Here is a 24,275-nt window from a genome sequence, read left to right as displayed (position 1 = left end):
TTTTCACTTTCCCCGTTCTTCGGCGCTATTGGAGCACTATCCAGTTTAGGGTTTCTGGTGCTGCTGTTAATTGGGTTACTGGCGGCCATTGCCGAGCTCAGTGATAAGCATAAACCTGATTAATGTTAATTAATTCACACTTTTATGAAACGAATTGATTGCATTTTAACCGTTGGACATTATGTGTCTGACCCACCTCTATTCTCCCGACATTAAATGTCCGACTCCGGTGTGGAGCTTTGATGTATTGAGAGCGTAGTCATGAGCAATAAAACCAGCATTGAAGGGTTATCCGCTTTGCTGCACACGCTGATGCTTATTCCTCAACATCGATGGATTACCGTTAGGGAGTTGCAGCAGCAGTTAGCCCTACTCGATATCCATCGCACCACGCGCAGCATTAAACGCTACCTCGATGAAGTCATTGTGGAGGTGTTTAACGTGGAGTGTGATTCGATGAGCATGCCTCATGTTTATCGGAAAACCTCTGAGCAATTATGGAAGCTCGATAAGCAGGAAATGCTCTATTGGCAGTTGACCAACAAGTACTTACTGCCGCTTATTCCTAATGCACTGAATTATGGGCAAGGTCGCTCCTCGGAGAGAGACAAACCTTTATCCCACAAGGGCTCAGAGCATTTAAAAGAGCAAGCATGGTTAGCCAAAGTCCATGTGGCATTGCCCACTATTCGTGAGTGGAGTAATGAGCAGAGGCAAGTATTGAATGCGGTACACACGGCATTGCTGAACAACCGTATGCTTAAGGTATCGAGTCAAGTTTTGCAGCAAGAGAAGGCGCTCATTGAACCACTGGGACTCTCGGTTCAGTGTGACGCGCTCTTGCTGCTCTTTCGATTATCCGGTCAACACACGATACGCACCCTAGCCTTGCCTTTGATTGATGAGGCCAGTGTATCGACGTTTTCTTTTACCTATCCGACTGATTTCAATCTTGAGCGGTTCATGCGTGAACACGATGGAATCAGTATACCCTGAATTTCACTCACCGATAAGGAGAGCACCGTTATGACATTAACCGACACCCTACTCCGATACGCCGCTATGAGCGTGCTGTTTATCGGGCTCACTGCTTGTGGCGACCAAGAAGAGACTCAAGCAGCAACAGCAGATATTGAAGTGTCGATATCTGCTAACCCTCACTGGGGAACATTGGTCTTTGACCTACAAGCCATCACCGACAGCACCGTAATAAGCAATGTAGTGATTAACCGTGGTAACTGCCGATTACCCGCAGGCACAACCTCAGAGCTATCAAGAAACGTTTCATTGAAGTTCGGCCAGACCTACACCGGATACAGCAACAACTGCACCGTGGACAGCGTGAAAGAAATCGAAGTCACCTCCAGTGCTGGCACCTTTGTCTACACCTTCTAACTCTTAATTCCTCAATAACACACTCAACCAACTCGTAAGGATCAACCATGAACAAGTCATCTCTACTTATCACAGCAGCTTTAGTTTTCTCTACCTCTTCCGCTTTTGCTGGTGGAACACTGGGCGGCAACCCATCCGCAGATTCGGGAGCCGTCAACGTTAGTGTGGGCAAATGCACTCAATACAAAATGGATGTGAAAGCGGCGCAACAGGAAGGCAAGGATGTAGCGAGCATCACCGTTCCTGAAGGCTGTGACGCAATCAAAGAAAAGTAACACCACCAGCAACGATAAAAAAGAATGGGGAGCAATCACGCTCCCCATTCTTTTTTTGTCTCAATACACCAGTTTGAAGGTATATGTTATCTGTTAAAAAAGCGAGTTAACTCTATCGGAGTACCAAGCAATACATAAGGGCTTACTGAAGCTGATAACACACATATCCATATTGGACACCAACGAAAAAGCACTTAGTAACTCCTAGTAACTTTCGCTCTTTCCCACCTCCCTGTGAATCTCTGGATTCATGCATGATGATTATCGACGAACTTTCGTCGACAATCTCAATACAAGGAGCTACTCATGGGAAATAAACAAACACCATCAACAAACAACGCCCCACTATGGCCGACCAAAAATGGCACCTCGAATCCTTCAGGTGGTGGACGGACCAATAATCCGCCAAGCAAAAAATAGAAGCAAACCTAGGCTGCCATAGCGCAGCCTAGGGAGCGTAATGTTGGAAGTAACGTTGATAACGACTTGTCGTGTAGATATCAGGTAGAGAGCGACTACCCACCTTATCGAGCGCTCTCATGAACAATGCATATATCAGTAAGTCCGCACCTTGACGCCCTGCATCCATATTGGCAAAAAACGTACTTAAGGCTTCTACAGAAGGGAGGCTTTTTCCGCTACGCCACTCTTTAAAGCGTGCCTGTTGAACATCGCGCTTTAACAGACCATTTCGTTCATACTCACTAACGGGTAAGACAACATACTCTGACAACTGCGCGTAAGTTTGATTAGTCTGCTCTTTTATTAGGCCAAAAAACTTGCCAAGAAATGTTCTTTCTTCTCTATTAAAAACCTGCCCGAACAACCCGTACTGCTGCGCATGAACACTCGGAGTGTATTCTGCATAGTGTTTATCCCAATCTTCAAGAAACATGACATCAATGACCGACATTAAGGACAACCAAAAATCATGACAGAAACAAAGCATCGCCTGCTCAGTTTCTTTTGAGGCAAGTTCACTGGGGGATTTGAGCCAGTTTTTTACTAGCGCCTTTTCTTGCTCACTAAGCAACGTAAAGTCGAGGACTGGTAGGTAATAACCTGAAATTAACTCATGTTGGTTGTTCTCATTGATATCGGGAGCATCCTGAATAAAAGCCAACTGTCTTTGATAAGCGACGCAGCGCTTATCGATATAGCTAACCAAGAGCCCGAGATTCAACTCACCAGAAGTCGAAGACAACCCTTGCTGAACGCCTTTAAGAGTGTGTGACCACCAAAAAGATAAGTCTGATTTATGAATACCACCATCGGGGAGAGAAACGTTAAGGGACCATCCTTTACGAACAAACACTCTCGCCAATTGCCAAGCAAACTGACGTATCGATTTCCACCGTATTCCCTCCTTACTTATGTTATCAAGCGTGCGGTCTGTCGGGATCTTACTCTTGACCACTGACGCATTTAACCACTTTATTTTTTCTCTTGGAGAAACAGGGAGTCCCAAAAACGCTGAGACTTCATCCGGCGAAGGTAAAAATGGGTTGCCCAACTTGATAACGGGCATTCTAAACTTTTCGTTGAGCATTAACGATAACTCGTTCCTTGGGCAATACTGAAACGTTAAGAGAAACTCTCGAAGCCAGCAATAGTAATGATAAATAAGAATGACAGCTTGTGGGGTACATCCCACAAGCTGCGTGCCACTGACCTTATAACGCCGCGGCTTCAACCGCTAACAAGTCAGCTCTCTCATTTCCTTCAACACCAGAGTGTGCTTTTACCTTTTCAACTTCAACATACTTCCTGGAACTCAGCTCATCGACTTGTTGCCACAGGTGACGATTCTTGACGGGTTTCTTATCCGCACGGCGCCAACCTCGGTCTTTCCAATCGTCCATCCAGATGTTGAAACCTTTTACACAGTAATCACTATCTGAGTAAATCACGTCCCCATCTTCTGCGTACTCCAACGCCTCAACTAAGGCCAGTAGCTCAAGCTCAGCACTATTCGTTTTGCGGTCAATAGTGAGACTCTCTTCATGCACAATCTCATTGTCTTCATCCATAACCACCAGCCCAATGCCACCTCGTGTACATCCGTGTTGGTTGTTTGGTGCAGCGCCGTCTACGTAAATTGAATAGCTCATTTTTTATCTCTCTCTAATTGCAAAAAGGGCGCATGACTTTGCTTAGCCTGCGCCCCATTGATGATGTGATTTGATGTTTGTGTTACTGAAAGGATTCTTGGTTGTCTCGCATACTCAGGCGCGATTCCATCCATTCCTCGATTTCACTTTCTACCCAAGCTACCGCTCGTCCGCCAAGTGGGACACTCTTCGGAAAATCGGTTTCATCAGCCATGAACTTGTAGATAGTGGAGCGGCCTAGCCCTGTTAGTGACATCACGTCTTTAAGTCGTAGAAATCTCATTTTCACTGGGGATCGTCTCCTGCTTTGTATATACCCATGTGATAAGCCGCCACTGTAAAAAAATGCAGTCGGTCTACTCCAAGCTAGAGCCAAAGCAATAACGCTTTTCTTCCCACGCTTCAGCAAGGCTGCTCATGCGGTGGAAGAGCGTGTTCTTTATGTTGGCGTCTTTGCTACGACAACGCATCCCCACCCCATAATTGCCTCGGTCATTGAAAAACACCAATGAACGCGCTTCGCCGCTGTAGTGCTTTTCTATCGCTTCTTGCCAAGCCGCTTTAAGGTGCTCAACCAATTCATTGCGCTTGTCCCAACAAATAGCGGGACCAAAGTGCTGGCTATAGTCACTAAACAACATCACGCGATAGTTGTGGGATGGCACCTTGTCTTCCCGCTTACGCCATACATAGAACAGAGAATCCGTATCAAGCTTTTCTTTAAGCAGATTAAAATAATCGTTGAGGATACTGAGGTCGGTATCTTGATGGTCTTCTGGCAAAAACACGTCCAAACGTGTAGCAAGAGCGATGTCAAACTGACTGAGTGCCTGTTCAAAAACATCGACCATTGAGGTCAGTGCTGACTCGTATAACCCCTTGTCGCTGTAATACAGCGGGTAATCTTCAAAAGTTCTATCAAGAGTAATGCTTGGGAGGTAGGTTCTATTCGCCATGAGTAATGCCTTTTTGTGTGTGAATGACATAGGCATTACTCGCGCTGTATTTTTTTAAGGTGAGTCGAGACTGCAACCAAAGTTCTTGTTGCGGTGATCGTTCCGGTTGGCAATGGGCTCCGCGAGACGACTGATTCGATAGAAGAATTCGTTTAACTGTAACGGGAATGTTTCTGTATCGGAGAATAGTTCAAAACCTTCATTCGTAGGGGAATAAGCTAATCCTGAGCATGGTTGGCTGTAATAAGCTTCAACCACCCTATCCCATGTCTTCCTCACTTTTTTGTAGAGAAAACGCCCCCAACCCTCTCGACCAGTGCCTAAGTTTTGAAAGAGATCCCTATCAAAGAGCAAGATAAGATGATGGTGATCGCTGGTGGATTCACTGGCCTTCGCCCAGATATAGCGAATGACCGTTTGCTGGTATTGATAAGTTCTGTCGGTGTATTTGTCTCTACAGAGCTCATTAGTCTCCGATTCCAAAATACGAAAGAAATGGGCAAACACCGTTAGGTAATCACCCCCGAAGTCACTCGGTAGGTTTAGGTTGATGTGAACAGCATAGATTCTTGGGTATTGGTTTAGAGCTTCAGTCAGCACTCGGTCGATCTCCTCTAGGTATTCGAGAACGAGACCATCCTCAAAGTAGTAGAGTGGCTTCCCATTAAAGGTTCGGTCATGAGTAATGGTGTGGACTCTTTGATGAGATACGTTGAGTTGATGAATCATGATTGGTTCCTGTGGTTTGTTGTGATTCCCACAGGAACTGTAACTACCGTAATTTTTAAGCTATTTACGACTATGGTCGAAGTTGTTCATACGTTTGCCAAAATGCTTGGTTCTTCTCTTCGCTAGGTAACTTAGTCGATAAAAGACGGACTGAAACACCTCATCAAACTCCTCAGAGTTACGTAGCAAGTGATACTGGCCTTGTTTGGAGAAATGGATAGCTGGTTTCTCTTTGCCTGAGTACGAGGCTTCCACTGAACGCTTCCATGCATGACGAATACGGTTAGCCAAACTTTGCTGATACTCTCCAAAATCCCCCAGAGAGCGAAAGATATTCCGGTCAAAGATAAGCACAACGTGGTAATGACTGCTTGATGAGGTATCACACTCTTTAGCCCATACATATCGAATGGTGGTTTCACGATAGGGTTTGCCATTTAGGCGAGCACTACGTCTTCGATATGCCGCTACCTGAGATTTCAAAGAGCGGAAGAAACGAGTCATCACTGCTGAATCATCCCCTCTAAAGTCTGTTGGTAAGTTAAGGTCCACTCGAACGATAAAAAGTCTTGCGTATTGCTCTAGAGCTTTCTCAAGGACTGACTCTATCCCTTCTAGGTATTCAACGACCAAACCCTCCTTGTCGATGTATACCTTGTTTCCGTTGAAAGTGGATTCGTGTGTGATGGTTAGATTTTTAGACATGATAGAGACCTATGTTTTGTTAATGACATAGGTACTGAGAGTGACGTTATTTTCTAAGTCTCTCTTTGGGTAGGGGAACCAATCCCCAACCAAGATATCGTGTGATGAGGTAATTGGCTTAGGCCTAGGATTAGGTGAGTAGATGGGTATATATATTATTAATTACCGATCCCCCTCGATTTACTCTCCCCTATTTTTTGATGATTACTGAGCCTTCACATCGGCTAAATCTAACCAGCTAACCTTCATTTTTTATCAAAAATCACGGCTCATGCATTTTTACTTCTGGAGTTCACTCACATAAAAAGTGAAAAAAATAACTTAAAATATCTATATATATCATCGGATTACACCTTACCAAGCGTAAATTAGAGTAAAAGTCATGCCATCAATCGACATAGATGAAGATACATCAGTAGACACTACAACCATGAAGGAAACACCAACACTCGATCTGAACGCTAACGTGGAAATCATCAATTTCATTAACACTTTCGATATTAAAGGGAATTGCTATCTTTACCATGAAGGAGAAGAAAAGCTGGTTTCGACACTTCTCCGGCCTGATGATAGAAAGAGAGTTAGCCTAATGAAAGAGCTAGAAGAAGCTCGAACCATAAGGCAACTCCATAAGACCCGCCTATTCAAAGATCACCCATTTCTTAAAAAACAAAAGCGGATTATTCTGCTACCGTATTCTTCAATTTCAAAAAGCCATATGCAAACGAGTCACTATTCCGAGAGAGAGATTAATCGAACAAAAATCATCAACACCTTTTGGAAAAGCAAACTCGAACTGCATTATGATGCTGCGGAAGCATCGATTCTGGTTTGCTCGTTTTTAGCCAAAAATATTGATCGCAATACCCACGGTTTAGGGATAAGCCAAAGCAAGATTGCGATTGTATTGGGAATGAGTCTTCGCCGAGTGTCAGATACTTTAAATCGACTTGAGCAACTCGGTTATGTGAGACGACACAAAGAAAAAGCCAAACATGGGAAATTAAGTCTTGGCACTTTTATACAGGTAACAGAAAATTTTGCGTCACAATTTTTGCCCCCAAAAAAGATCGTGGGAGAGTCTGAGGAAAAGCAAAAACAGAGTTCTGAGCATCAATCGCAAGAATCCCCTGAGAAGCATTATTTTCAATTTTTGCAAAATTTGAGCGATCTACGGCTGGAATTAAAGAGCTTCATCGTGAATAGTGAGGAACCAATACCTCCTGTCGTTTTACAGCAGATTTTTAAAGTTTTGGAGTAAACATTTACGGAGAGACCGCCTACTTTGATGGGTCTAAACACATTAGCGGAGTTGTATAAAGGCATGTATCATACACGTGATATGACAGTTTTGATGACGTACCGATCTAGAACTTGAGATACTAACAAGAAGTGGAGATGGGGATTAAAATTCCGTTTATCGAATACATCTTAAGCAACCTGATGAAGCAGCGTTTAAAACAAAGACACTGTTGTTTACGGTAGAATTACATGACACCATATTTGCCTTAGCATGCAAATATAACTCTCACAGCTTAGTGTTTCGGTTGGTCAAAACACCGCACCTAACAATGAAAATAATTATCATTTCAAAAAAGAGCTATTGTCACTGTAAGAGACACTGAGATGTAACCCAACTGGGTAGTATATTGGGTAGTAATATCCTTAAATATACAAAACAAAAAATTAACTCATTGTTTTTGAAAGATAAAAAATTAACAATCCACGAGCAAATTCAAAATATAGAATAACCGCTTTTCAGTAATACGCTGTGCATAGCCATTATGCTCAATCAGTGTTGATTAACTAAAAATGAGCTCCTAGTTTTAGGGGCTTTTTTTATGGAGACAGTAATAACGATCAGGACTAGTTTGTAAGTCAGTACGCAAGAGATTAACTTAGAGCAAAAGACAGATAGAACGGAGCCGATGTACAAAAGAACTTAAGAATATTTAGAGGAGGAATGGCAAGTGGAGAAGAGTATTACGGTAAAACAGAGGGGGGAATAGGTTTGAAAGAGAAAGTGACGCAAGTTGCTGTTGCAACTTGCGTCGACTTAAAATCTTATAGAGCTACAACGTTTGCAGCTTGAAGACCTTTTTGGCCTTGCTCTACTTCGAAAGACACTTGTTGGCCTTCTTTAAGAGTCTTGAAACCTTCAGAAGCGATAGCACGGAAGTGAACGAATACGTCAGCGCCGCCGTTGTCTTGAGTTAGGAAACCGAAACCTTTCTCTTCGTTAAACCATTTTACTACGCCGTTTGTTTTGTTAGACATGATGTGTCCCTTATATAAAAATAAAAAATTAATCGCCAAAAGTGCGATGCGCTGAAAGCTTGAATTATTTAATGTATCTATGAAGCCAAGGGAAACACTGAGAATAACAATGAAGCAATACTGAGGGTTTTACTTTACAACTGGATGTTTCATTTAATAACTCTGAAAACAGAGCGAGGTCATTGTTGGTGATCTAAGTAGCATTGTAAAGCGTTATTTGAAGAATGATGAATATTTATTGTGCCAGTGGTTACGAAAGAAACCTAGCATTCAAACTAGGTTTCTTTTTATACAAGCTTGACTAATCCGCGTTACTCATCAGGCTGATTCGTCCTATTATCGACATATGGCCAATAATAGTGCCCCACTCGAATCAGCAGTGTGGCAGCCGCTAAGATGAATGCAGCCGCAGACAGCCAAACGATCAGTACCGCATCCAACTCTTTCATACCCAAGGTGATATAACGAGCAATCGCCATCATCGCGATATAAATAGGGTATCGCACTGGGATCTTGCCGTTCATCACGAACTGCTGAACCATCGCCAGCACTTCCAAGTAAATGAACATCAAAAGAATATCGGTGAGTTGGACTCGACGTTCAGAAAACACGTGCATGAACTCTTCCGTCATGGCAAACAACGTCGCCAGTGTTATGGCCACGAGCAATACCGCTTCCATAATATGGAATACTTTTAAAAACGGCTTACTAAAAGATTTAGGTAAGTGAGAAGGCATAGTCACTCTTCAAGAAATAATTAATCCAGCCTCTACAATAGCATGCATCGATATCAGTCGCGTACTGCCAAAACATCGACGCTAAAGTTTCGCTATCCATCGCGATGAGCGAAACCTTCGAGACATGTCCCCCAAACAACTTACCTAAAAAGTACGTATCAACGCTCATGACTTCGGTGCCAAGAATAGCAACAAAACCATTTACTCATAAATAACGATCAAGCCAGTTGTTCTCAATCATCTAAATATGCTACTCTTCGCCTCCATTTTTCTGACCTAATTTCCACCCGTTGCCTCTTTGTTAGACGTAACCATCGGAACAAAAATTGGAGTCAGTGCTATCTTTTATAGTGTCGGTTTTATCGCCATCACTCAATCCAACCAACAGTGGAAATATACAGATGGGCAAAGGTACTCTTTACATCGTATCTGCACCTAGTGGCGCAGGTAAGTCGAGCTTGATCTCAGCAATGCTAGAAACCAATCCAACCTACGCAATGAAGGTATCTGTTTCGCACACCACTCGCGGTATGCGCCCTGGTGAAGAAAATGGTGTTCACTACCACTTCGTAGAGAAGCATCATTTTGAAGACCTTATTAATAAAGGTGAGTTCCTAGAGTACGCTGAAGTGTTCGGCAACTACTACGGTACTTCACGCGTTTGGATTGAAGAAAACCTAAACCGCGGTATCGATGTATTCCTAGATATCGACTGGCAAGGTGCTCGTCAGATCCGTGAACAAATGCCTCAAGCGAAGAGTGTCTTCATTCTTCCACCATCAAATGGTGAACTAGAGCGCCGTTTGAATGTTCGCGGTCAAGATAGCGACGAAGTTATTGCGAAACGCATGAGCGAAGCAAAGTCAGAGATTTCTCACTATGCAGAATATGATTATGTGATCGTGAATGATGACTTTGATGCAGCCCTAATGGACTTCAGAGCTATTATTCGTGCGGAGCGCTTAAAAGAAGATAAGCAAGCAGCGAAATACAGCGGCATGCTTACGGCTTTATTAGCGGAATAATCTAGATCCCCTAGATTTTCCATTGAGATAAGTATACGGTGATCTAGAAAGTCTCTAGTTAAACTTGTATACTTTCTCGTCATCAAAAATTTATTAGTTAATTACTATTTGGAGTCCTCATGGCACGCGTAACTGTTCAAGACGCTGTTGAAAAAGTTGGCAACCGTTTCGACCTAGTTCTTATTGCGGCTCGCCGCGCACGTCAAATGCAAACTGGCGGTAAAGATTCACTAGTGCCTGAAGAAAACGATAAGCCAACGGTTATCGCTCTTCGCGAAATCGAAGACGGTCTTATCACTAAAGACGTGCTAGATGCTCGTGAGCGTCAAGAGCAACAAGAGCAAGAAGCGGCTGAACTAGCAGCAGTAAGCAGCATCGCTCACACTCGTTAGCTCGCAATCGTTAGATCACAGCCGCTAATAGCGTCGTTCGAACTAATTAACCTTCCGGGCCTTTAATTTGTATCTATTCGATAGCCTCAAAGACGTTGCCCAAGAATACCTAACAGAGCCTCAAATTGAGGCTCTGCGTCAATCTTATGTGGTAGCGAGAAACGCCCATGAAGGGCAAACCCGTTCAACGGGTGAACCATACATTATCCACCCTGTTGCTGTTTCAAGAATTCTGGCAGAAATGCGCCTGGATATCGAAACCCTGCAGGCTGCTCTGCTTCATGATGTCATTGAAGACTGTGATGTCACTAAAGAAGATCTAGAAGAAAAGTTTGGCAATACTGTTGCTGAATTGGTTGATGGTGTATCTAAGCTGGATAAGCTTAAATTTCGTGATCGCAAAGAAGCGCAAGCAGAGAACTTTCGTAAGATGGTTCTCGCTATGGTGCAAGACATCCGCGTTATCTTGATCAAATTAGCTGACCGTACTCACAACATGCGCACGCTTGGGGCACTTCGTCCAGACAAAAAGCGTCGTATAGCTCGTGAAACTCTCGAAATTTATTCTCCGCTCGCTCACCGTCTTGGTATTCATAACATTAAGACCGAGCTCGAAGAGCTGGGGTTCGAAGCCCTTTATCCTAACCGTTATCGCGTACTAAAAAACGTAGTGAAAGCTGCACGTGGTAATCGTAAGGAGATGATCCAACGCATCCATAGCGAAATCGAAGGCCGCCTTGAAGAAGTCGGGTTACCTGCTCGCGTACTTGGCCGTGAAAAGAACCTGTTCTCCATCTACAATAAGATGAAAACCAAAGAGCAGCGCTTCCACACCATTATGGACATCTACGCTTTCCGCGTCGTAGTGGATACCCCTGATACTTGCTATCGCGTACTTGGCCAGGCTCACAGTCTGTACAAACCACGCCCTGGCCGCATGAAAGATTATATTGCGGTGCCAAAGGCCAATGGCTACCAATCTCTGCATACGTCTATGATCGGCCCGCACGGAGTGCCTGTTGAGGTCCAGATCCGTACGGAAGACATGGAGCAAATGGCCGATAAAGGTGTCGCGGCGCACTGGTCTTATAAAGGTAATGGCTCGCGCAGTAGTAATGGGACAACCGCACAGGTCAAAGCGCAACGTTGGATGCAAAGCTTACTTGAGCTGCAACAAAGCGCAGGTAACTCATTCGAATTCATTGAAAATGTAAAGTCTGATCTGTTCCCAGATGAGATCTTCGTGTTCACGCCGAAGGGTCGCATTGTCGAACTTCCCGCTGGCGCAACAGCGGTCGATTTTGCTTACGCGGTCCATACCGACGTCGGTAACATGTGTGTCGGCGCTCGTGTAGACATGAACCCTTACCCACTCAGCAAATCGCTGAAGAATGGCCAAACCATTGAGATCATCAGTGCGCCGGGCGCACGTCCAAATGCGGCATGGCTCAATTACGTGGTGACATCGCGTGCACGTACTAAGATTCGTCAAGTTCTGAAAACGATGCGTCGTGAGGAGTCGATCACGCTCGGTCGTCGCCTACTGAACCACGCACTTGGCGAGCACTCTATTGCCGATATCGGTCAAGAAAATATCGATCACGTACTGTCTGATCTTCGCCTAGCCAACCTCGAAGACTTGCTCGCATCAATTGGTCTTGGTGAGTTGATGAGTATCGTTATAGCTCGTCGTCTACTGGGTGATGCTGACGAACTGACTGAAGTTGAAAATAACAGCGGCATACCAAAGAAAAAGCTTCCTATTCGAGGGGCTGAAGGTTTATTGCTGACGTTCGCTAAGTGTTGTCACCCAATTCCAGGTGATCACATTATTGCCCATGTATCCCCAGGTCGTGGCCTTGTGGTTCACCGCGAAACGTGTCCAAATGTTCGTGGCTACCAAAAAGAGCCAGACAAATACATGGCGGTGGAATGGTCTGACGATTACAGCCAAGAATTTACCGCAGAACTTCAAGTTGATCTTCAGAACCATCACGGGGCCTTAGCTGAGTTAACGAACGTCATCTCAAAAACAGGTTCTAACATTCACGGCATCTCAACCGAAGAACGTGATGGACGCTTGTATACTGTGACTATCTTGCTGACCACCAAAGATCGTGTTCACCTTGCCAGCATTATGAAGAAGCTACGTGTAATGCCACACGCACTGAAAGTTAGACGTCGTAAGAATTAACGTTCGAACTTGTTAGCAACTTTGATCGCTATTTAAATCCCCTTAATGCTTCACCACTTAAGGGGATTTTTTATGGCAGTCATCCTAGAATTTCCCTCGCTTCATTCCATTCCTGTACAAAAATCCAGTAAAATGCTTGAATAGATTATCTCTCTTACGTTTATGAGCCCGGTTATGTCACAGCTTTTATCTGCTATCCCTCTCAACTCTTTATCTGGAGTCGGCGCAAAAGTCGCAGAGAAATTGGAAAAGGTTGGGCTTAACAATGTACAAGATCTGCTGTTTCATCTGCCGTTACGCTATGAAGATCGAACGCGTATTTATCCAATCGTAAAACTGCACGCTGGCCTTTGGGCTGCTGTACAAGGCAAAGTCATGCACGTCGATACCATTTTTGGTAAACGTAAGATGCTCGCAGTAAAGATCAGCGATGGAAACGGCACTATCACGCTGCGCTTTTTTAACTTTACCGCAGGAATGAAAAATAACTTTGCCGAAGGCAAACAAGTGCATGCCTACGGTGAGATCAAGCGCGGTAATATGGGACTGGAAATCGTCCACCCTGACTACAAGTTCTTTGCCCCAAGGCAGCAACCAGATGTAGAAGCGAACCTAACTCCGGTGTACCCAACCACCGAAGGGCTAAGACAAGTCACACTGCGCAACCTCACAGACCAAGCGCTCGAGCTGATAGATAAGGCGGCGGTAAACGAGCTGCTTCCATCTGGTTTATACAACCAACAAATGCCTCTCGCACAAGCGCTGCATACCATTCACAGACCACCTCCAGGTATTGACCTAGAGCAGTTTGATGAAGGAAAACACCCTGCTCAATTGCGCCTGATTATGGAAGAGCTACTGGCTCAAAACCTATCGATGTTGTCCGTTCGTAGTAAAGGGCAACAAGATAAAGCAATGCCATTTCCTCCAGTAAATACGCTGAAAGATAAGTTGTTGGCTCAACTGCCATTTTCGCCGACCCATGCTCAAGCACGAGTCACTAAAGAGATCGAAGCGGACTTGGAAAAGCCGCACCCTATGATGCGTTTAGTGCAGGGAGATGTGGGCTCAGGTAAAACCTTAGTCGCTGCGCTGGCGGCTGTTCGCGCACTCGAACATGGTCAGCAAGTCGCACTGATGGCACCAACGGAACTACTCGCAGAGCAACACGCGATTAATTTTGCTAACTGGTTTGAAACAATGGGTATTCAAGTTGGCTGGCTGGCTGGCAAACTCAAAGGCAAAGCTCGTGAAACGGAATTGGCGCGTATTGCCAGTGGTGAAGCGCAAATGGTGGTCGGTACTCATGCACTGTTCCAAGAGCATGTCGAGTTCAAAAACCTTGGCTTCGTCATCATTGATGAGCAGCACCGATTTGGCGTCCACCAGCGACTAGAGCTGCGTGAAAAAGGCGCTAAGCAGGGCTACTACCCCCATCAGTTGGTGATGACCGCAACCCCAATTCCACGAACACTCGCCATGACCGCCTATGCCGATCTCGAAACCTCAATCATTGATGAGCTACCACCGGGTCGAACGCCGATTCAAACCGTAGCAATTCCTGATACTAAACGTGACGACATTGTCGAGCGCGTGCGTAATGCCTGTCTCAATGAGGGAAAACAAGCGTACTGGGTGTGCACACTGATTGATGAATCTGAAGTATTGGAAGCGCAAGCTGCAGCTGACACCGCAGAAGAGCTGCAACGAAAACTGCCAGACGTAAAAATTGGCTTAGTGCATGGTCGAATGAAACCTGCCGAGAAACAATCGGTAATGCAAGAGTTCAAAGAGAACAAACTGCACCTATTGGTTGCCACAACCGTTATCGAGGTGGGTGTAGATGTACCGAATTCGAGCTTAATGATCATCGAGAACCCAGAGCGCCTCGGCCTCGCACAACTGCACCAACTGCGTGGCCGTGTTGGCCGTGGTTCAGTCGCAAGCCATTGTGTACTGCTGTATCACTCACCGCTGTCTAAGACCGCTCAGAAGCGCTTAGGCGTACTACGTGAAAGTAACGATGGTTTTGTCATTGCACAGCGTGACTTAGAGATCCGTGGCCCCGGAGAGCTGCTTGGGACTAAGCAGACGGGCTTAGCGGACTTCAAGATCGCCGACCTCGTTCGTGACCAACGTTTGATCCCAGAAGTGCAGCGTATCGCGCGTCATATTCATGATAGCTACCCAGACAATGCCAAAGCGATCATCAACCGTTGGTTGGGCGAGCGCGATGTTTATTCGAAGGCGTAATTAGCCCTCATATTCCGGCTTAAAACGTAGAAAGGCTTCCACAAGGAAGCCTTTTTCATGCACGTTACTTTCATCAATCAAGAACGAGATTCCCTACTCGTTCGCTCCTTACGATAGGGAATAACGATCAAAGTAAACTTCCATCATCAAGGTCCATGGTTAGCAATTCGTCATCCCCGAGAGGTAAGCATGACTGAGTCGGGGAACTCTTAACCGCTTCCCGAACCACACTCATCGTCGTCACACGGACCGATAACAACTAGGGCTTAACCGGGAAACTGATCTGCGCCTTCAAACCACCCTCACTTCGGTTATTAACCACCACGGCTCCTTGGTGCTGACTAACAATGCGTTTAACGATCGCCAAGCCTAAGCCGGTCCCTTCACTGCCACGAGCCGTGTCACCACGCGTAAAGGGTTCAAACAACTTACCGATCTGGTCTTGTGGGATACCCGGGCCATTATCTTCCACCGTCACCCAAGCGAGCTTATTATCGGCCGTCATACCGGTCGACACCTTAACCCAACCATTGCCGTAACGCAGCGCATTCACCACCAAGTTACTCACCGCACGTTTCATCGCGATTGGGTTACCTAGCGCAGGCTTCATTGACTGTGGAATATCGGTTTCAATCTGCACCTCGTAACCCCCTTCAGAACTGGACACCTCACGAGCAATATCATCGACAAACACGGCTTGGAATGATGATCGATCGACAGGTTTAAGGTAATCCATAAACTGACTGATGATTTCATTACACTCTTCAGTGTCACTGATGATCCCATCCGCTAAATAGCTGTCTTCTGGTGACATCATCTCCGTCGCCAAACGAATACGAGTCAATGGTGTACGTAGATCGTGACTGATCCCCGCCATCAATAACGCTCGGTCTTCTTCCAGTTCTTGGATGCCTTTCGACATCTGATTAAAAGCTCGAGTGACTGAACGAATTTCTTGTGCACCTTGCACTGGCAGCGGCGGGGGTATTTCACCGCGCCCAACACCTTGCGCCGCTTTTTCCAATGTAATTAACGGGCGATTTTGCAGTCGAATAAACAACCACCCCCCCACTACAATCAACAGCGCCATGACTAAACTATTACGAAAGAGAGGAGCGAAATCTTCTTCTTGTAACTCTGACAGCGGAATACGAATCAAGGAATTCGGTAACTTTGCAATATCCATCCATAGCACATAGCTGTCTTTGCCCGAAATCAGACGCACTTCCGTTTCTGAGCCCAGCTCTTTGGTCATCTCCTCGCTCATCAGGTCAATCGAGACAGCATGATAATACTCATCCGCCGCTTGGCTATCTTTAGCATGAACGGTGACACCTAACTGCTCAAGCACGCGCTGACGCAATGGCACATCAATATCTAAATCGATTTCATCTCCTTGGTTCAATACGATATTTAGCTCATGGGCTAAGATCTTATTAAACTGCTGTAAACTCGGCATCAGTGCATAATTGAACACCGCATAATAAGAAAAAATTTGGCTGGCAACCAATAGGGTTAAGAAGAGCACTATCGACTGAGTAAAGGAGCTACGTATGCGCATAGGAGACCTAAATTGGAAGTTAGAGAAACAAAGATATAATCGAAACTATAACTCTAACTCATTGTGTTAAATACAAAAAGGGCCATCACATATCAATGAGATGACCCGTAAATAAACCATTCTGCTCACAGAACCGATGAAACCGGTAGATAACCGATTAACCGGTCTTAAACCGCTTTGCCATCAGGAACAAATACATACCCCAAACCCCATACCGTTTGGATATAACGAGGTTTACTTGGATCTTCTTCAACAAGACGACGCAGGCGTGAAATCTGAACATCGATAGAACGCTCCATTGCTGAATACTCACGGCCACGAGCCATGTTCATCAATTTATCACGAGACATAGGCTCACGAGCATTCATCACGAGCGACTTGAGCACCGCAAACTCACCAGAAGTCAGCGGCATAGGTTCTTCACCACGAAACATCTCTCGAGTGCCTAGGTTTAAGCGAAACTCACCAAACTCAACCACAGACTCTTCCGAGCTTGGCGCCCCCGGCGCTTCAATCACTTGGCGACGCATCACCGCTTTAATACGCGCTAATAGCTCACGCGGGTTAAATGGTTTGGGTAGGTAATCATCTGCTCCGACTTCCAAACCCACGATACGATCCACTTCATCGCCCTTTGCCGTCAACATTAAGATAGGGAGAGAGTTATTGGCATTTCGTAGACGGCGACAGATCGATAGACCATCTTCACCCGGCAACATTAAATCCAATACCATCAAGTGAAAATTTTCACGAGTTAACAGGCGGTCCATCTGCTCACTGTTTGCCACGCTACGCACTTGAAAGCCCTGCTCTGACAAATAGCGCTCTAACAATGCACGTAATCGAGCGTCGTCATCGACCACTAAAATTTTATAGTTTTCTTGCATGTAATGGTTCCACCTATTAAAACTCAAACCTAAGGCTAAGCATCCTTGGTAAATTGTGTATGGGTATAAGACATTAAAAATGTAACATTTTTTGAGAAAAAGTCGCCTAAAGAATTGTTAACGTGTGTTGCCTTTCTATATATTCTATTTTAGAACATCATTTCATTAAGCCAGATTTATGAAAACAAACCTAATTACTCGCGAAGGTTATGAAAGACTTACCGCTGAGCTCAATTTTTTGTGGCGAGAAGACCGTCCCGAGGTCACCAAAAAAGTAACTTGGGCTGCTAGCCTTGGTGATCGCAGTGAAAACGCAGACTATCAATACAACAAAAAACGCCTTCGAGAGATCGATCGACGGGTTCGTTATCTAAGAAAACGGCTTGATCAGGTTAAGGTCGTGGATTACTCACCACAGCAAGAAGGCAAAGTGTTTTTCGGAGCTTGGGTCGAGATTGAGAATGATGCTGGTGATATCAAAACATTCCGTATTGTTGGCCCCGATGAGATCTATGGCGGCGTGAAAAATTACGTGTCTATCGATTCACCGATGGCGCGCGCTCTGCTCAAAAAAGAAGTGGATGATGAGTTTACGGTAAACACACCGGAAGGCGACAAAGAGTGGTTCATCAATGCCATTCACTACACAGAGAATTAACCGCTGCTCAACCACACGATCTAAAATCACAAACGCCAGACAAAAGAAAACCCCGCTAGGCTTGCGCCTGCGGGGTTAAGTCTCTATCGCAGCAATCCGGCTACTGTTTATCTCTTCGAGATAAGGTGCTCCCTGCATCTTTCCTTGATCGAGGCTAAATCCTTTAACCGATTTCCTTTTTGTTCATCGCCATCCTAGCGGTGTCCATACTAGCCTGTCATCCTGACGGGCGAATCTCATCCAGAGATCATCACTTCCTTGCTGATCACTCATCCTAAGTCATCAAATCTTCATCCTGAAGATACCTAGTCCATTAGGCTTTTTCCTGTTCCTGCCAACTCCCTGTCGACAAGATAACTATACGGTAATTGAACGAGTTTCCTAGATAGGCCGAAAAAACTTTTATTGTGGTCAATAGGGGCAAAACCCAACAAGGCATTACAAATCAACGTGTTACATCAAAATTAAGACAATTACATAGGTTTAAAGTGACTTAGTCGCACATCACTTGTAAGAGATCTCGCACACAGTCAGCGTCACAAAAGGAAATTCGGTTTCTGACAGGATAATTACACAACCAAAGCTAGAAAAAGCGTACGCTCACCCCCATGTATTGGTCACGATATTAAATAAGAGATTCATCGGATGAGCCAAGCTATCTGTCGACTGATTGCTGAAGAACTGAATGTTCGTTCAGAACAAGTCACCGCCGCAGTAAACCTAATTGATGACGGTAACACTGTTCCCTTTATTGCCCGCTACCGTAAAGAAGTCACAGGTGGCTTAGACGATACCCAACTGCGTAACCTCGATAGTCGTCTTTCTTACCTTCGCGAACTCGACGATCGTCGTCAAACGATTCTAAAATCAATTCAAGACCAAGGTAAACTCACGCCAGAATTAGAGCGAGAGATCACGCAAGCCGACAGCAAGACTCGCCTAGAAGACTTATACCTACCATACAAGCCAAAGCGTCGTACCAAAGGTCAGATCGCGATTGAAGCGGGCCTAGAACCCCTGGCCGATATGCTATGGAACGAGCCACAGCACGATCCTGAAACCGAAGCGGCTCACTTCATCAGCAGCGACAAAGGCATTGCTGACACCAAAGCAGCACTCGATGGCGCACGTGCGATCATCATGGAACGCATTGCAGAAGACGCGAATCTGCTTGAGAAGGTTCGCCAACACCTAAACCGCAATGCTGAGCTAGTCGCTCGTGTCGTCGCAGGCAAAGAGCATGAAGGCGAGAAGTTTAAAGACTACTTCGAACACAACGAAACGCTAAACAAAGTGCCTTCGCACCGAGCGCTTGCCATGCTACGAGGCCGTAATGAAGGCTTTCTAACGTTAGCAATGAACGCCGATCCAGAGCAAGAAGAAGGTGTACGTGGTTCCTACTGTGAGAGCATCATCTCAGACCACTACGGCATTACCTTAAGCAGCGCGCCTGCCGATGCATGGCGTAAGCAAGTGATTAGTTGGGCATGGCGTATCAAGGTGTCTATGCACATGGAAACCGAATTGATGGGCGCGATGAAAGAACGTGCTGAAATCGAAGCGATTGAAGTGTTTGCCACCAACTTAAAAGATCTTTTAATGGCAGCGCCGGCTGGCCCTCGAGCAACCTTAGGCTTGGATCCCGGTTTACGTACCGGTTCAAAAATCGCGGTCGTGGATTCAACCGGTAAGGTTCTGGCGACAGAAACCATTTACCCTCACCCACCACAAAAGCAATACGACAAATCAGCCCACGTGGTTGAGCAACTGGTTCGTCAATTTAATGTTGATCTGATTGCCATTGGTAACGGTACCGCTTCACGCGAAACCGACAGCTTTGTGGCTGACGTAATTAAACGCGGCAATCTAACAGCGCAAAAGATCATTGTCAGCGAAGCCGGCGCATCGGTGTATTCTGCGTCTGAGTTAGCAGCAAAAGAGTTCCCGAACATGGACGTGTCGATCCGTGGTGCGGTATCTATCGCTCGCCGCCTACAAGATCCACTGGCAGAATTGGTGAAGATTGACCCTAAATCGATCGGTGTGGGCCAATACCAACACGACGTTAGCCAGACCATGCTTGCTAAGCGCCTAGATGCGATTGTCGAAGACTGTGTAAACGCGGTTGGTGTGGACGTGAATACCGCTTCTGCTGCGCTGTTGACTCGTGTTGCTGGCCTTTCGAGCACCATCGCTCAGAACATCGTGGATTTCCGTGATGAAAACGGTCGCTTTGAAGCACGTACTACCTTGAAAAAGGTTGCACGTTTGGGGCCAAAAGCCTTTGAACAGTGTGCTGGTTTCCTCCGTATTATGGATGGTAAGAACCCACTGGATGCATCCTCGGTTCACCCAGAAGCTTACCCTGTCGTCAAAACCATTGCCGAGAAAAACCAAAAAGACATCAAGTCTCTGGTGGGTAACACAGCGTTCTTACGTGGTTTACACGCCGTGGATTACACCAATGACAGTTTTGGTGTACCAACCGTAACTGACATCATCAAAGAGCTCGATAAGCCGGGTCGTGACCCTCGCCCAGAATTCAAGACGGCCACCTTCGCCGATGGCGTCAACAGCATGTCTGATCTAGAACCGGGCATGATCTTAGAAGGTGTGGTTTCGAACGTAGCGAACTTTGGTGCCTTCGTTGATATTGGGGTTCACCAAGACGGCTTAGTGCATATTTCAGCGTTAACTGACCGCTTTGTCTCTGATCCACGTGAAGTGGTGAAAGCGGGAGATATCGTCAAAGTGAAGGTCATGGAAGTGGATGTTCAGCGTAAACGTATTGCGCTCAGCATGCGTATGAAAGATGAACCAGGACAAGACAACCGTGCACAACGCTCAACTGCACCTCGCGCACAAAACCGCCCGAACCAAAACTCACAAGGTGGACAACGTCGCCGTGAGGAGCCGCAACAAAACGCGGCGATGGGGGGCGCTTTTGCGGCTGCCTTTGCTAAAGCGAAGAAATAACCCTTGTGATAGCGAAACAATGATTAAAGCGTCGGTTTAACTTTCATCAAAACTGAATCGCCTAAAACAGAAAACCTGCATCCCTTAGGGTATGCAGGTTTTTATTATGTGTTCAAAAAAGACACGAATGGCCGGCTGTGTCGTTTTGTGATCCGTTCACAACACAACTGGTTGATAAAACAACTCGTTTATAAAACAACCAGCATTCCTGATGAAGCATGAGGCGCAACAGCATGACCATAATGATATTTTATGACCTTACGTCGTTTCTCCATCTGTCCCTCTTGAATCGCCGCATCTAAAACATGCTTTGGCAGGCGGAAACGCATGGTATAGCCCTTTCCTTGGTCAGCACTGTATGTTCTCAATGCCAATAAGTTGAACAACCGCTCAAAAGGATCTTGTGGCTCTTCTTGGCTAATCGAATTGGCCTCTGACTCGTTCTCCATTTCATAACCAGGATGGTCTGAAGGATCCCAAGCCGACTGCTGCCTTCGCTTATCGTCCGATTTCACCTTTCGCTCTGCATTGGTTTTCGCCAATGCTACGGCGGGAGCAACGGGTTCTCGAACTTTATTATCACGCGCAACTTGCTCGGTTTGCACATTAACAGATGGGGCGATTAATGGCACACTCACTGCTGTTGCAGGTGACACAATCATCGCGAACTCTCCTCAAAAATCGCCCATCGCTATTGCCATAACGCTATTGCACTGAGTCAGTACAACAGGCATAGCCCAACTTGTCACAATCAACTCAGGAGAGAGTGAGGTCTGAGTGTCATGTAACGCCTTGGTTGATCATATATCGACCACACCGACGATAAATTTAGCGATTATTTTTGCGCGAAGCTGACCAGTTCACTGCAAAAGGCATCGGCTTCGGTCATGAATGGCGCATGAGAAGACTGAGTAAAAATATATTGCTCGGTATGAGGCAGTGCATTACCTAGATCTTTGGCAACTTTTATTGGTACCAGCCTATCTAGTCGACCATACAAGCGCAGCATTGGTACTGAAATCTCAGGCAGTTGTTCGCGCAGGTCGACATCTGACAGCATCTTTAGTCCTGCCAACAATGAGTCAGGATTTGGCAACGGGCGCGACAGTATCGCTTGCTTGAGCTGTTTTACATCTTGCCTTGCTGAAGGACTGCCCATCGCTTGCAGTGCCATAAAGCGTTCAATAGTCGTCTGAAAGTCTTCCACTAACTGCTCAGTGAAAGCCGTTAATACATTGGGTTGAATGCCTCGCCATAACACTGGCTCTTTTGCAGCGGCGAATTTAGGAGAACTGGCTACCGTCACCAGTTTACTCACATAATCGGAATGATGAAGTGCCATGTGTGTCGCAACCAAACCACCCAGTGACCAACCCACCCAAATAGCGTGTTTAGGTGCTTCAGCCAACAGTTGTTGAGCAATCTCTTCAAGATCTTGAGCGTGACAGTGCGCGCTGTGTCCATAGCCCGGAAGGTCGACAACATGCACTCGAAAGTCAGCGTGTAATGCCTCAACGGTTTGTTGCCATACCGCACCGTTCATTCCCCAGCCATGAACCAGCACTAAATCAGGCCCTTGCCCAGAAACATGCCAATATAACCCATCACTCATTCTCAATATTCCCTACTTTTTCCATCAGCGATAATCCGCGCTTTTTAGTATGGTTAGTCCAAAGAACACCATCACCCAAAAGCATTGCGGGCTATGTTATCCGATTGGCTACAAAAACACACACCACGTCTGGTCACGCCTCAGTGCCATCTGTGCAAGCTCGATAAACTCCCCAGCGATACACATCCTCGATGGTGTGATTGTTGCCTTAGGCTATTTGAACCTACCCCACGCTGTCAGCGATGTGGCTTAACAACGCGAGTCACTGTCGCTCAATGTGGTGAATGCTTATCAAAACCTCCACCTTGGCATCGTCTCTATTGCGTCGGTGACTACACCTTCCCAACGGCACGTTATATCCAACAAATGAAGTACGCCGATAAGTTTTGGTTGGCACGCGATCTGGCAAAATTATTAGCATCACGTGTCGAACATCCTGCTCCGCTGATCACCAGTGTACCGTTGTATTGGCGTCGATACATTCATCGTGGCTTTAATCAGAGTCAGCTGCTAGCGAATTACACCGCTCAAGAGCTTGGCGTTAAAGATGAGGTGCTATTTCGTCGAATTCGTTCAACCGCTTCTCAACAAGGGCTGTCCAAATCTGCACGATTACACAATCTAAACAACGCCTTTGCACTGCGAAAACAAGATGTTGAAGAAACAATCCCCTCTCACGTCGCGATAATTGATGATGTTGTAACCACCGGCAGTACTGTGTATCAATTATGCCAATTACTGCTTGATGTGGGCGTTAAAAGGATTGATATTTACTGTATCTGCCGTACTCCTGAGCCCTCGGGATAAAAGCTGTCAATCACAACTTGTACAGCAATCCAACAAAAAAAGGGCTGAATTACAAATCTGACAGGGGTAGAATGGCGCTAATAACCTACAAATCTACTCAGGTATTCGTCGTGTCAAATATTACTATTACAGAAACAGCTCAAACTCACTTTGCCAATCTGCTGTCACAGCAGCCTGAAGGGACAAACATTCGTGTGTTCGTGGTAAACCCAGGCACACAAAACGCTGAGTGTGGTGTTTCTTACTGTCCAACAGATGCTATCGAAGCGTCTGATACCAAGCTTTCTTTCGAAGCATTCTCTGCATACGTAGATGAGTTAAGCCTACCATTCTTAGACGAAGCTGAGATTGACTTCGTGACGGATAAAATGGGCTCTCAACTCACACTGAAAGCACCAAATGCTAAAATGCGTAAAGTCTCTGATGATGCGCCACTTGTAGAACGCGTTGAATACGCCATTCAAACACAAGTTAACCCACAGCTTGCTGGTCACGGTGGTCACGTAAGCTTGGTGGAAATCACTGAAGACGGTGCGGCTATCGTTGCATTTGGTGGCGGCTGTAACGGTTGTTCTATGGTTGATGTAACGCTAAAAGAAGGCATCGAAAAAGAGCTTCTTCAACAGTTTGAAGGTGAACTAACGGCTGTTCGTGATGCCACTGAGCACGATCGTGGTGAGCACTCTTACTACTAGACACTTATGCTGTCTTAGCGATACCAAGTA

General features: G+C 45.7%; 24 protein-coding genes. 12 read left to right on the top strand and 12 right to left on the bottom strand.

Annotation, left to right across the window (positions count from 1 at the left end; translation table 11 throughout):
* The first annotated feature begins 261 nt into the window (after positions 1–261).
* The 3 genes from OCU36_RS00675 to OCU36_RS00665 are packed head-to-tail and all read left to right on the top strand — an operon-like array spanning position 262 to position 1,670.
* Positions 262–996, top strand: a complete 735-nt coding sequence (locus OCU36_RS00675; protein ID WP_261838601.1) for a WYL domain-containing protein — start codon at positions 262–264, stop codon at positions 994–996.
* 30 nt (positions 997–1,026) lie between these two features.
* Positions 1,027–1,395: a G protein-coupled receptor family protein gene (locus tag OCU36_RS00670; protein WP_261838600.1), complete on the top strand. Its 369-nt coding sequence runs from the start codon at positions 1,027–1,029 to the stop codon at positions 1,393–1,395.
* Positions 1,396–1,442: 47 nt separating this feature from the next.
* Positions 1,443–1,670, top strand: a complete 228-nt coding sequence (locus OCU36_RS00665; RefSeq protein WP_261838599.1) for a hypothetical protein — start codon at positions 1,443–1,445, stop codon at positions 1,668–1,670.
* Between the two features lie 448 nt (positions 1,671–2,118).
* On the opposite strand, the gene OCU36_RS00660 is transcribed toward OCU36_RS00665, so the two are convergent.
* The 6 genes from OCU36_RS00660 to OCU36_RS00635 form a co-directional block, all read right to left on the bottom strand.
* Positions 2,119–3,219, bottom strand: a complete 1,101-nt coding sequence (locus OCU36_RS00660; RefSeq protein ID WP_261838598.1) for a hypothetical protein — start codon at positions 3,217–3,219, stop codon at positions 2,119–2,121.
* Positions 3,220–3,343: 124 nt separating this feature from the next.
* Positions 3,344–3,781, bottom strand: coding sequence for an RNase H family protein (locus OCU36_RS00655; protein ID WP_261838597.1), 438 nt, complete (start codon positions 3,779–3,781; stop codon positions 3,344–3,346).
* A gap of 82 nt (positions 3,782–3,863) precedes the next feature.
* The gene (locus OCU36_RS00650; protein ID WP_001211742.1) at positions 3,864–4,064 is read right to left on the bottom strand and encodes an AlpA family transcriptional regulator; all 201 of its coding nucleotides are present in this window, start codon (positions 4,062–4,064) and stop codon (positions 3,864–3,866) included.
* A gap of 73 nt (positions 4,065–4,137) precedes the next feature.
* Positions 4,138–4,737, bottom strand: coding sequence for an inovirus Gp2 family protein (locus tag OCU36_RS00645; protein ID WP_261838596.1), 600 nt, complete (start codon positions 4,735–4,737; stop codon positions 4,138–4,140).
* A gap of 54 nt (positions 4,738–4,791) precedes the next feature.
* A complete protein-coding gene (locus OCU36_RS00640) occupies positions 4,792–5,466 on the bottom strand; it encodes an inovirus Gp2 family protein (protein ID WP_261838595.1) in 675 nt (224 codons plus the stop codon).
* Between the two features lie 60 nt (positions 5,467–5,526).
* A complete protein-coding gene (locus OCU36_RS00635) occupies positions 5,527–6,171 on the bottom strand; it encodes an inovirus Gp2 family protein (protein WP_261838594.1) in 645 nt (214 codons plus the stop codon).
* Between the two features lie 382 nt (positions 6,172–6,553).
* Here OCU36_RS00635 and OCU36_RS00630 point away from each other — a divergent pair, with 382 nt between their 5' ends.
* A complete protein-coding gene (locus OCU36_RS00630) occupies positions 6,554–7,432 on the top strand; it encodes a MarR family transcriptional regulator (RefSeq protein WP_261838593.1) in 879 nt (292 codons plus the stop codon).
* Positions 7,433–8,235: 803 nt separating this feature from the next.
* On the opposite strand, the gene cspE is transcribed toward OCU36_RS00630, so the two are convergent.
* The gene (cspE, locus tag OCU36_RS00625; RefSeq protein WP_004735656.1) at positions 8,236–8,448 is read right to left on the bottom strand and encodes a transcription antiterminator/RNA stability regulator CspE; all 213 of its coding nucleotides are present in this window, start codon (positions 8,446–8,448) and stop codon (positions 8,236–8,238) included.
* A 311-nt stretch (positions 8,449–8,759) separates the two neighbouring features.
* Entirely contained in the window at positions 8,760–9,185 is a 426-nt protein-coding gene (locus OCU36_RS00620; protein ID WP_261838592.1) for a phosphate-starvation-inducible protein PsiE, read from the bottom strand.
* A 401-nt stretch (positions 9,186–9,586) separates the two neighbouring features.
* Here OCU36_RS00620 and gmk point away from each other — a divergent pair, with 401 nt between their 5' ends.
* From gmk to recG, 4 genes are all read left to right on the top strand, one after another.
* The gene (gene gmk / locus OCU36_RS00615) at positions 9,587–10,210 is read left to right on the top strand and encodes a guanylate kinase (protein WP_261838591.1); all 624 of its coding nucleotides are present in this window, start codon (positions 9,587–9,589) and stop codon (positions 10,208–10,210) included.
* A 119-nt stretch (positions 10,211–10,329) separates the two neighbouring features.
* Positions 10,330–10,602 (top strand): DNA-directed RNA polymerase subunit omega, encoded by a 273-nt coding sequence (rpoZ, locus tag OCU36_RS00610; protein ID WP_137373982.1) that lies wholly within the window; start codon positions 10,330–10,332, stop codon positions 10,600–10,602.
* Positions 10,603–10,669: 67 nt separating this feature from the next.
* Positions 10,670–12,796 carry a bifunctional GTP diphosphokinase/guanosine-3',5'-bis pyrophosphate 3'-pyrophosphohydrolase gene (spoT, locus tag OCU36_RS00605; RefSeq protein WP_261838590.1) on the top strand — a complete coding sequence of 709 codons (2,127 nt, stop codon included), beginning with the start codon at positions 10,670–10,672 and terminating at the stop codon, positions 12,794–12,796.
* A gap of 174 nt (positions 12,797–12,970) precedes the next feature.
* The gene (recG, locus tag OCU36_RS00600) at positions 12,971–15,049 is read left to right on the top strand and encodes an ATP-dependent DNA helicase RecG (protein ID WP_261838589.1); all 2,079 of its coding nucleotides are present in this window, start codon (positions 12,971–12,973) and stop codon (positions 15,047–15,049) included.
* Between the two features lie 259 nt (positions 15,050–15,308).
* Here the strand turns inward: recG and envZ are convergent, their stop codons facing one another.
* Together envZ and ompR are read right to left on the bottom strand one after the other, a co-directional pair.
* Positions 15,309–16,610 carry a two-component system sensor histidine kinase EnvZ gene (gene envZ, locus OCU36_RS00595; protein WP_261838588.1) on the bottom strand — a complete coding sequence of 434 codons (1,302 nt, stop codon included), beginning with the start codon at positions 16,608–16,610 and terminating at the stop codon, positions 15,309–15,311.
* 167 nt (positions 16,611–16,777) lie between these two features.
* Complete coding sequence (gene ompR, locus OCU36_RS00590; protein ID WP_261838587.1) at positions 16,778–17,497, bottom strand: osmolarity response regulator transcription factor OmpR; 720 nt, start codon at positions 17,495–17,497, stop codon at positions 16,778–16,780.
* Positions 17,498–17,675: 178 nt separating this feature from the next.
* On the opposite strand from ompR, the gene greB reads away from it, so the two are divergent.
* Both greB and OCU36_RS00580 read left to right on the top strand, forming a co-directional pair.
* Positions 17,676–18,155: a transcription elongation factor GreB gene (gene greB, locus OCU36_RS00585; protein ID WP_261838586.1), complete on the top strand. Its 480-nt coding sequence runs from the start codon at positions 17,676–17,678 to the stop codon at positions 18,153–18,155.
* Positions 18,156–18,800: 645 nt separating this feature from the next.
* A complete protein-coding gene (locus tag OCU36_RS00580; protein ID WP_261838585.1) occupies positions 18,801–21,131 on the top strand; it encodes a Tex family protein in 2,331 nt (776 codons plus the stop codon).
* A gap of 188 nt (positions 21,132–21,319) precedes the next feature.
* Here the strand turns inward: OCU36_RS00580 and OCU36_RS00575 are convergent, their stop codons facing one another.
* Both OCU36_RS00575 and bioH read right to left on the bottom strand, forming a co-directional pair.
* Positions 21,320–21,793 (bottom strand): ATP-dependent Lon protease, encoded by a 474-nt coding sequence (locus OCU36_RS00575; protein WP_261838584.1) that lies wholly within the window; start codon positions 21,791–21,793, stop codon positions 21,320–21,322.
* 173 nt (positions 21,794–21,966) lie between these two features.
* Positions 21,967–22,743: a pimeloyl-ACP methyl ester esterase BioH gene (bioH, locus tag OCU36_RS00570; protein WP_261838583.1), complete on the bottom strand. Its 777-nt coding sequence runs from the start codon at positions 22,741–22,743 to the stop codon at positions 21,967–21,969.
* A 93-nt stretch (positions 22,744–22,836) separates the two neighbouring features.
* On the opposite strand from bioH, the gene OCU36_RS00565 reads away from it, so the two are divergent.
* Positions 22,837–23,550 carry a ComF family protein gene (locus OCU36_RS00565; RefSeq protein WP_261838582.1) on the top strand — a complete coding sequence of 238 codons (714 nt, stop codon included), beginning with the start codon at positions 22,837–22,839 and terminating at the stop codon, positions 23,548–23,550.
* A gap of 110 nt (positions 23,551–23,660) precedes the next feature.
* Positions 23,661–24,245: a Fe-S biogenesis protein NfuA gene (gene nfuA / locus OCU36_RS00560; protein ID WP_029405734.1), complete on the top strand. Its 585-nt coding sequence runs from the start codon at positions 23,661–23,663 to the stop codon at positions 24,243–24,245.
* The last annotated feature ends 30 nt before the right edge of the window (positions 24,246–24,275 follow it).

The sequence above is a fragment of the Vibrio artabrorum genome, from assembly GCF_024347295.1.
Classification (GTDB): domain Bacteria; phylum Pseudomonadota; class Gammaproteobacteria; order Enterobacterales; family Vibrionaceae; genus Vibrio; species Vibrio artabrorum.
Note: the sequence above shows the minus strand (reverse complement) of the source record. Positions and strands in the feature narration are given on the sequence as shown.

Coding starts and splice junctions, on each gene's coding strand:
- OCU36_RS00645 (WP_261838596.1), bottom strand. CDS start 4,737: ATGGCGAATAGAACCTACCTCCCAAGCATTACTCTTGATAGAACTTTT.
- envZ (WP_261838588.1), bottom strand. CDS start 16,610: ATGCGCATACGTAGCTCCTTTACTCAGTCGATAGTGCTCTTCTTAACC.
- rpoZ (WP_137373982.1), top strand. CDS start 10,330: ATGGCACGCGTAACTGTTCAAGACGCTGTTGAAAAAGTTGGCAACCGT.
- OCU36_RS00640 (WP_261838595.1), bottom strand. CDS start 5,466: ATGATTCATCAACTCAACGTATCTCATCAAAGAGTCCACACCATTACT.
- bioH (WP_261838583.1), bottom strand. CDS start 22,743: ATGAGTGATGGGTTATATTGGCATGTTTCTGGGCAAGGGCCTGATTTA.
- OCU36_RS00670 (WP_261838600.1), top strand. CDS start 1,027: ATGACATTAACCGACACCCTACTCCGATACGCCGCTATGAGCGTGCTG.
- recG (WP_261838589.1), top strand. CDS start 12,971: ATGTCACAGCTTTTATCTGCTATCCCTCTCAACTCTTTATCTGGAGTC.
- OCU36_RS00675 (WP_261838601.1), top strand. CDS start 262: ATGAGCAATAAAACCAGCATTGAAGGGTTATCCGCTTTGCTGCACACG.
- OCU36_RS00660 (WP_261838598.1), bottom strand. CDS start 3,219: ATGCTCAACGAAAAGTTTAGAATGCCCGTTATCAAGTTGGGCAACCCA.
- OCU36_RS00630 (WP_261838593.1), top strand. CDS start 6,554: ATGCCATCAATCGACATAGATGAAGATACATCAGTAGACACTACAACC.
- cspE (WP_004735656.1), bottom strand. CDS start 8,448: ATGTCTAACAAAACAAACGGCGTAGTAAAATGGTTTAACGAAGAGAAA.
- ompR (WP_261838587.1), bottom strand. CDS start 17,497: ATGCAAGAAAACTATAAAATTTTAGTGGTCGATGACGACGCTCGATTA.
- OCU36_RS00635 (WP_261838594.1), bottom strand. CDS start 6,171: ATGTCTAAAAATCTAACCATCACACACGAATCCACTTTCAACGGAAAC.
- greB (WP_261838586.1), top strand. CDS start 17,676: ATGAAAACAAACCTAATTACTCGCGAAGGTTATGAAAGACTTACCGCT.
- OCU36_RS00665 (WP_261838599.1), top strand. CDS start 1,443: ATGAACAAGTCATCTCTACTTATCACAGCAGCTTTAGTTTTCTCTACC.
- OCU36_RS00620 (WP_261838592.1), bottom strand. CDS start 9,185: ATGCCTTCTCACTTACCTAAATCTTTTAGTAAGCCGTTTTTAAAAGTA.
- OCU36_RS00655 (WP_261838597.1), bottom strand. CDS start 3,781: ATGAGCTATTCAATTTACGTAGACGGCGCTGCACCAAACAACCAACAC.
- OCU36_RS00650 (WP_001211742.1), bottom strand. CDS start 4,064: ATGAGATTTCTACGACTTAAAGACGTGATGTCACTAACAGGGCTAGGC.
- OCU36_RS00565 (WP_261838582.1), top strand. CDS start 22,837: ATGTTATCCGATTGGCTACAAAAACACACACCACGTCTGGTCACGCCT.
- OCU36_RS00575 (WP_261838584.1), bottom strand. CDS start 21,793: ATGATTGTGTCACCTGCAACAGCAGTGAGTGTGCCATTAATCGCCCCA.
- gmk (WP_261838591.1), top strand. CDS start 9,587: ATGGGCAAAGGTACTCTTTACATCGTATCTGCACCTAGTGGCGCAGGT.
- OCU36_RS00580 (WP_261838585.1), top strand. CDS start 18,801: ATGAGCCAAGCTATCTGTCGACTGATTGCTGAAGAACTGAATGTTCGT.